We start from the raw sequence: 8,422 nt of genomic DNA on the forward strand, positions 1-8,422 counted from the left end.
ATTGATATGAACATTAATAAAGAAAATTTAGAAATGAAAATTTCAGATAATAAAATTATTATAAGGTTTAACAAAAATTATATAAATCAAGCTGAAATAATATCTAAAATAATATCTAGGTATATTGTATTAGACTTTTCAATTCTTGATACTAGCGTTGAAGAGATAATAAAGAAGATATACAGAAAAGAGGTGTAAATATTGAGTTCTTTTTTTAAGATAAAATCATATTTAACCTTTAGCAAAAATACATTCCAGAAAAATCTTTCATATAGGGCAAATACAATAATATTTTTATTAGGAGAACTTATGATATTATTTGTAACATTTTATTTGTGGAAGGCTATATATAAAAGTTCAGATAGTATGATAATTAAGGGTTTTACTTTAAATGAAATGGTAGTTTACGTTCTTATATCCTTTATAACAGAATTAATTGTTAATGCAGATATAGGATATTTAATAAGTAGAGAAGTTAAGGATGGTTCAATAGCAATAAATTTAATTAGGCCTATAAATTATGAAAAAAGAATGTTTTTTGAAGCCTTAGGTAATTTAATGTATAAATTCATAATTATATTCATTATAGGATTTACAGTTGTAACTATACTACAAATTAGTTATGGTGGCACAGTTTCTATAGTAAATATAGTTTTATACTTTATTAGTATTTTTACAGGCTTTATTATTAATTTTTATTATAGCTATGCCTTTGGATTACTATCTTTCAAAATAACAAATATGTGGGGATTAACCCAGATTATGAATGCTTTATCACAATTATTATCTGGGGCATTAATACCTATAGTATTTTTCCCAAGTTGGATGCAAGGATTTTTTAATTTCCTCCCTTTCAGCTCTATGATATATACACCAAGTATGATATATCTAGGAAAACTTACTAATATTGAAGTTGTTAAAGCAATATTTATTCAATTCATATGGGTAATTATACTTATGATAATTGGAAAGTATACTTGGAAGGCTTTAATAAAAGAATTAACAATATTAGGGGGATAAGATGTTTAAATATATAAAATTATACTCAAAATTTTTAAAACAATATATAAAAACACTAATGGAATATAGAATGGATTTTATATTGGGGTTAATTGGGTTTATTTTAGTTCAATTAGCTGGAGTTATTTTCATTAAACTAATTTTTAATGTAATACCAACATTAGAAGGATGGAGTTTTTATCAAATATTATTTATTTATGGCTTTGCTCAAATTCCAAGAGGAATAGATCATATATTTACAGATTATCTATGGATATTCAGTTGGAAGACTATCGTTAACGGAGAATTTGATAAATACTTATTAAGGCCTATAAATCCATTATTTCAAGTTATATCAGAAAGCTTTCAACCAGATGGCCTAGGAGAGGTTATAATAGGAGGTATTTTAATAGTAATATCATCTATAAATTTAAATGTTTCCTACAATTTATTAAAAATAATTGGGTTCATTTTTGTTATTCTTTGTGCAACCTTAATATATACTTCTATAAAGCTTGCAACATCTTCTATAGCTTTTTGGGTTAAGTTTTCTCAATCCCATATGTTTATGGCATATCAAATAAGTACTTTTGCAAAATATCCTATGGGAATTTATCCAAGTGCCATAAAATTTATACTGATTTTTATTATACCATTTGCATTTACTGGCTATTATCCAGGAATATATTTTATTGGAGAAGGAAATATTATAACAGGAATTGTTTTGCCTTTTATAGTTAGTTTAGTATCTATAACAGTATCCTATAATATTTGGTTAAAAGGAATTAGTGTATATGAAAGTGCAGGAAGTTAAATAATAGACATATATCTATCTCTTAGTAGATATATGTCTATTATTTTTGTATAAATATAAATAATGCTTTAATAGAGTTATTATTGACAAAGGTAATAATAGTAATATAATTATATTATAAGACACCCCCACGGGGTGGGTGAAGGGAGGCAGAATTATGAAGGAAGAAAAAGTTAAGATAACAGGTATGACATGTTCGGCCTGTGCTAATAGAGTTCAAAGAGTTGTTGGTAAACTTGATGGAGTAGATAGCGCAAATGTAAATTTTGCTACAGAAACTTTAAGTGTTAAATACAATAATGATAAACTAAATAGCTCTGATATTGAAGGTGCAATAGAAAAAGCAGGATATGGAGTAGAAAAAGATATTAAAAGCTATAGTTTTAAAGTTGAGGGTATGACTTGCTCTGCTTGTGCAAATAGAGTTGAAAGAGTTACTAAGAAAGCAAGTGGTGTAGAAAACTCATCAGTAAACTTTGCTACAGAAAAATTAAATATAACTTTTGATGAAAATAAAATATCTGTGAATGAGTTAAAGAATATAGTTGAAAAAGCCGGATATAACTTAATTGTAGAAGAAAAAAAAGAAAGTTCTATAAAGAAAATTCCTGCTCATAAAAAACTTTGGTATAGATTTATTTTATCTATTATTTTTACAGTTCCCTTATTAATAATATCAATGGGTCATATGGTAGGATTGCATTTAGCGCATATTATAGATCCAATGATGAATCCTCTTAACTTTGCAATAACACAACTTATATTAACTTTACCAGTTATGATAATTGGTTATAAGTTCTATATTGTAGGTTTTAAAAACTTATTTAAGTTAAGCCCTAATATGGATTCTTTAATTGCAATAGGAACATCAGCAGCATTTATTTATGGATTATTTGCTATATATAAAATAAATATTGGAGACCATGAATATGCAATGCATCTGTATTTTGAATCAGCAGCTGTAATACTTACATTAATAACTTTAGGTAAGTATTTAGAAGCAGTATCAAAGGGTAAAACCTCAGATGCTATTAAGAAGCTTATGGGATTAGCACCTAAAACTGCCAATATAATTAGAGATGGAAAAGAACTTACTGTTCCAATTGAAGAAGTAAAGGTTCTTGATATTGTAATTGTTAAACCAGGTGAAAAACTTCCTGTTGATGGAGAAGTTGTAGAAGGAAATACTTCAATAGATGAATCTATGCTTACTGGGGAAAGTATCCCAGTAGAAAAGACTGTTGGAAGTAAAGTAATCGGAGCAAGTATTAATAAAACAGGATTTATAAAATATAAGGCAACTAAAGTTGGGGATGATACAGCACTTGCTCAAATAATTAAATTAGTTGAGGATGCTCAAGGAACTAAAGCTCCAATTGCAAAGCTTGCAGATGTAATATCAGCATATTTTGTACCAACTGTAATAGTATTAGCTATTATAGGAGCTTTAGGATGGTATTTAGCAGGTGAATCAGCAGTATTTTCATTAACTATATTTATAGCTGTCTTAGTTATAGCATGTCCTTGTGCCTTGGGGTTAGCAACACCTACAGCTATTATGGTGGGAACTGGAAAAGGTGCTGAAAATGGAGTCCTTATAAAAGGCGGCGAAGCATTAGAAACTGCTTATAAGGTTGAAACTATAGTTTTTGATAAAACAGGAACTATAACAGAAGGAAAGCCAAAGGTTACTAATATAATAACAAAGGATATAAGCGAAGAAGAAATTTTATCTTTAGCAGCTAGTGCAGAAAAGGGATCTGAACATCCATTAGGAGAAGCAATAGTAAGAGCAGCAGAAGAAAAGAATCTTAAGCTAAAAGAAATACAAGATTTCAAAGCTATACCTGGCTATGGAATAGAAGTAAGAATAGATAATAATGTTATATTGTTAGGAAATAAAAAGTTAATGTCTGAAAGAAAAATAGAATTAGGTGACTTACAAAATAAATCTAATGAATTAGCAGAAGAAGGTAAAACACCTATGTTTTTATCTATTGGAAATGAAATAAAAGGGATAGTAGCTGTTGCTGATACAGTTAAGGAGAATAGTAAAAAAGCAATTGAAGCTATTCATAATATGGGAATTAAAGTAGCTATGATAACTGGAGATAATGAGAAAACAGCAAAGGCAATTGCAAAAGAAGTAGGTATAGATATAGTATTAGCAGAAGTATTACCAGAAGATAAAGCTAATGAGGTTAAGAAATTACAATCTGGAAATAAAAAAGTTGCAATGGTTGGTGATGGAATTAATGATGCACCTGCTTTAGTTCAAGCTGACGTGGGAATAGCAATTGGTTCAGGAACAGACGTAGCAATGGAATCAGCAGATATAGTTCTTATGAGAAGTGATTTACTAGATGTAATTAAAGCAATACAGTTAAGTAGAGCAACTATAAGAAATATCAAGCAAAATTTATTCTGGGCATTTGCATATAATGTATTAGGAATACCAGTTGCAATGGGAGTACTTCATATCTTTGGAGGTCCATTACTAAATCCTATGATAGCAGCAGGAGCTATGAGCTTAAGTTCAGTTTCAGTTTTATTAAATGCTTTAAGACTTAGAAACTTTAAACCAAGTATATAAATTAAAATATAATATTTAGACTTAAAAGATTCTAGTGAAAACTAGAGTCTTTTAATTTATGCCTACAGTAAATAAGTAAAAGCATAAATATTCTATATAAGTATGGGGAAATTATTAATGATTAAAAGTTTTGAGGAAATGAATATGAAATTCAAATCATTAATATTTACTTTATCTATAGTAATTTTATTATTTGTTGGATGAGGGAAAACTAATGATATAAATGAATCTCCCCTTAATGCTATTGAAAACAATAATACAAATAATGAAAATTTATTAGTTGTTTTTATAGAAATANTAATTTCAGCAAGTGATTATTAATTTACTTTTTTTATTAGTTGTTTTTATAGAAATATAAAAAGGACTGAAATTTTAAATTGCAGCCCTACTAGATTTTCCAATGCTCTTTAAATTTTAATACTTCATTTAGATTTTTAGCTGCCATTTGTTGAGTTAAAATTAGTTCATCTTCGATATCACTAAATCTTTTACCTAGAATTTCATCTAAAATGTTTAAGTCTTCTTCTATTTTATCTATATTTGAAAATTTATTAGAAACAATATTTAAAGCACGTGTAACGTCTTTCTTAAATTTTTCTTGTTCAGCTTTCATTATACTAACTTCAGATTGTAATAATGCTAGGCTATTGTTAGTGCTTAAAATTATGTTTTTCATTTGATTAAGAATTTTAGGTAATTGTTTCAATACTTCATTAGTTTCATATAGTGTTAGATAATTGTCAGTGTTAGGCTTTGCTCTTTCATTGTATCCATATATATTTTGTTCTTCCATGACTTATCACCTCAATATATTATATGATTATAAAATTATTAGTTACATAAAAATATAATAATAGATGATATCAAATGATAGTATTTTGCAACTAAATACAATATAATATATAATAAATATCATATAAGAATATGTTTCTTCATTATAGAATCAAAAGGAAAAATGGAGGAGTTGTTTTGGAAACTAATTCAAAGATAATAGAAAAAAGCCACATTAAAGTGAAAGAACCAAAAAAATATAAAGTTATTATGTATAATGACGATTTTACAACTATGGAGTTTGTAGTTGCTATTTTAAATATTATTTTTAATAAGAGTTTTGAAGAAGCTAACAAGATTATGATGGAAGTTCATAAAATAGGTAAGGGTATAGCAGGAATATATACTTATGATATAGCTGTTACAAAGAAAAATAAAGCTATTTCAATGGCAAGGGAAGAGGGATTTCCCTTTAAGCTTACAGTAGAGGAGGATTAAAATGGATATAAGTAAAGTGGTACGTGATATTTTGCTTAGAGCTTATAGCACAGCAAAAACTAATAAAAATGAATATGTTACACCTGAACATTTACTATTAAGTGCTTTAGATGATGATGTATTTAAGAATATAATTGTTAAATTAAATGGAAATATTGATGAATTAAGATATGATTTAACAAGTTACATTAATGAAAACCTAGAGAAGTTTGAAGAAGATGGAGAACCAGAAGAAAGCTTTGGAATTAAAAATGTATTAATAGTGGCTACTCAACAAGCAGCCTTTAGTGAAAGAAATTACGTAGCTCTAGAGCATGTTATTTCAGCAATTTATGCATTAAAGGATAGCTATGCCGTATATTATTTAGATAAGCAAGGAATAACAAAACAAGATTTATTATTTGAACTTTCTCATAATAAATTAGAGGAAGAAGACTTAGCTAAGGATGCTATTAAAATAATTAAAGTCAATAAATCTGAAGAAAAGAAAGATAAAAGTATAGTTAGAACTTTTTGTACTAATCTAACAGAATTAATTGAAGAAGACAACTATCCTTTAGTGGGAAGAGAAGACATAATTGATAGGACAATACAAATATTATGCAGAAGAACTAAAAATAATCCAATTCATATAGGAGAACCAGGGGTTGGAAAAACTGCAATAACAATGGGACTTGCTAAACAAATCAAAGAAGGGAATGTTCCAGAAAAATTAAAAAATGCTGATATTTTCTCATTAGATATAGGAACTATACTTGCAGGAACAAAGTATAGAGGAGATTTTGAAGAAAGAATTAAACAAATATTAGATGAAATAAAGACTTACGAAAATCCAATAGTTTATATAGATGAAATTCATAATATCGTTGGAGCTGGTGCTTTAAATGGTAGTTCTTTAGATGGAGGAAGCTTAATAAAAGGATATTTACTTGAAGGTAAAATAAGATTTATAGGAGCAACTACCTATGATGATTACAAAAAGTATTTTGAGAAGGATAAAGCATTAGTAAGAAGATTCCAAGTGATAGAGGTTAAGGAAACATCTGTTGAAGAAACTATAGATATATTAGAAGGCGTTAAGGATGTATTTGAAGAGTATCATAAAGTAAGTTATACTGATGAAGCATTAAAATCAGCTGTTAATTTAAGTTCTAAATATATTAATGATAAATTCTTACCTGATAAAGCTATTGATATAATAGATGAAGCAGGTGCATTTGTAGATATAAATAGAGAAAAATATTCTAATGGATTAGTAGACGAGTCTATCATTGAAGAGATAATATCTAAGATATGTCATATTCCTAAGAAAACTATAGAAAATACAGAAATAAATTCATTAAAAATATTAGAAAAGGAATTGAAGGATTCAATATTTGGCCAAAATCAAGCAATAGAAGAAGTTGCAAGATGTATTAAGATGTCAAGAGCTGGATTAAATGATGAAGATAAACCAGTTGCATCAATGTTATTTGTTGGACCAACAGGTGTTGGTAAAACTGAAATAGCTAAGGTATTATCAAAGACTTTAGGCATAGAACTAGTAAGGTTTGATATGAGTGAATATGGTGAAAGGCATGCAGCAGCTAAACTTATAGGATCTCCACCAGGATATGTAGGCTATGAAGAAGGTGGTCTTTTAACTGATACAATTAGAAAGAAGCCAAATTGTGTATTATTGTTAGATGAAATAGAAAAAGCACATCCTGATATATTAAGTGTTTTATTACAAGTAATGGATTATGCAACTCTAACAGATAATAAAGGAAGAAAGGCAGATTTCAGAAATGTTATATTAATTATGACATCAAATGCTGGAGCTAGAGATATAGGTAAAAACTTAGTTGGATTTGCAAGAGGCACATTAAATAATGATGCAATAAGTGATGAAGTTAAGAGAGCATTTACCCCAGAATTTAGGAATAGATTAGATAAAGTAGTTGTATTTAATCAAATAAATGAAGCTATGGCAAGAGATATTACAAATAAGGAATTAAATAAATTTAAAGATAAATTAAAGGGAAAAAATATAGAAGTAAGCTTTACTGATAAGGCTATTGATTTTATAAGTGAAAAGGGATTATCTAAGGAATTTGGAGCAAGAGAAATAATAAGAGTTATTAGTTCAGAAATAAAACCTCTATTAGTTGATGAGTTACTATTTGGAGATTTATCAAAGGGTGGAAGTTGTATAGTAGATATTGAAAATAATACTTTTAAACTTGCAAAGTAATAATTTTAGGAGCTGCATAGACAGCTCCTAATTAATTTTATATTGTTATATAATATCTTATTTTACTTTAATTAAAAAAGATATAAAATAGATATTATATAAAGTGATCTTTTAAGGGAGGGATTATTTTTGTTTCTAAATATATTAATTTTAGTGTGGGGATTTACAGAAATAGTTATAGGGGGATTAGTGACTACAAAGAAAAAGTTATCAATTTTAAAACCAATAGTAGAGAGTTTTTCTTATATAAATGCAGATTTTGATATTGAAAGAATAACTGATATTAAAAGTTTTTCAATATGGATTGGACAAATTGTTTTAGTTGAAGGAGCTTTATACGTTTTTCTATCTTCATCAGCTATATATTTCAATATGAATTTTATTATTATTATTGGTCTTATGGGCATAATCGAATTAGTATTCTTTAATATTATTATGAAAGGAATACAAGTATTTTTGAAGGAATAATGAGGTATGGATGTCAGATAAAAGATATATTTTTAAGAATTATTTA

General features: G+C 27.4%; 7 protein-coding genes and 1 pseudogene. 7 read left to right on the forward strand and 1 reads right to left on the reverse strand.

Annotated elements, in window-relative coordinates:
• The 4 genes and pseudogenes from HUJ77_RS14620 to HUJ77_RS14635 all read left to right on the forward strand — a co-directional run.
• Nucleotides 1-198: pseudogene (locus tag HUJ77_RS14620) on the forward strand (sugar ABC transporter ATP-binding protein); the annotation flags it as partial.
• 111 nt (nt 199-309) lie between these two features.
• A complete protein-coding gene (locus tag HUJ77_RS14625) occupies nt 310-1,020 on the forward strand; it encodes an ABC-2 family transporter protein (RefSeq protein ID WP_291709891.1) in 711 nt (236 codons plus the stop codon).
• A gap of 1 nt (nt 1,021) precedes the next feature.
• Nucleotides 1,022-1,813 (forward strand): ABC-2 family transporter protein, encoded by a 792-nt coding sequence (locus HUJ77_RS14630; RefSeq protein WP_291709893.1) that lies wholly within the window; start codon nt 1,022-1,024, stop codon nt 1,811-1,813.
• Between the two features lie 157 nt (nt 1,814-1,970).
• Nucleotides 1,971-4,406: a heavy metal translocating P-type ATPase gene (locus HUJ77_RS14635; RefSeq protein WP_291709896.1), complete on the forward strand. Its 2,436-nt coding sequence runs from the start codon at nt 1,971-1,973 to the stop codon at nt 4,404-4,406.
• A gap of 388 nt (nt 4,407-4,794) precedes the next feature.
• Here HUJ77_RS14635 and HUJ77_RS14640 read toward each other — a convergent pair whose 3' ends face one another.
• Nucleotides 4,795-5,199 (reverse strand): hypothetical protein, encoded by a 405-nt coding sequence (locus HUJ77_RS14640; RefSeq protein WP_291709898.1) that lies wholly within the window; start codon nt 5,197-5,199, stop codon nt 4,795-4,797.
• A 176-nt stretch (nt 5,200-5,375) separates the two neighbouring features.
• Between HUJ77_RS14640 and HUJ77_RS14645 the strand changes: the two genes are divergently transcribed.
• The 3 genes from HUJ77_RS14645 (at nt 5,376) to HUJ77_RS14655 (ending at nt 8,376) form a co-directional block, all read left to right on the forward strand.
• Nucleotides 5,376-5,675, forward strand: coding sequence for an ATP-dependent Clp protease adaptor ClpS (locus HUJ77_RS14645; protein WP_291709900.1), 300 nt, complete (start codon nt 5,376-5,378; stop codon nt 5,673-5,675).
• A 1-nt stretch (nt 5,676) separates the two neighbouring features.
• The gene (locus tag HUJ77_RS14650) at nt 5,677-7,908 is read left to right on the forward strand and encodes an AAA family ATPase (RefSeq protein ID WP_291709901.1); all 2,232 of its coding nucleotides are present in this window, start codon (nt 5,677-5,679) and stop codon (nt 7,906-7,908) included.
• Nucleotides 7,909-8,037: 129 nt separating this feature from the next.
• A complete protein-coding gene (locus HUJ77_RS14655) occupies nt 8,038-8,376 on the forward strand; it encodes a hypothetical protein (protein WP_291709903.1) in 339 nt (112 codons plus the stop codon).
• Nucleotides 8,377-8,422 lie beyond the last annotated feature (46 nt).

It is taken from the genome of Clostridium sp., assembly GCF_021443865.1.
In the GTDB taxonomy this organism is placed as follows: Bacteria; Bacillota; Clostridia; order Clostridiales; family Clostridiaceae; genus Clostridium.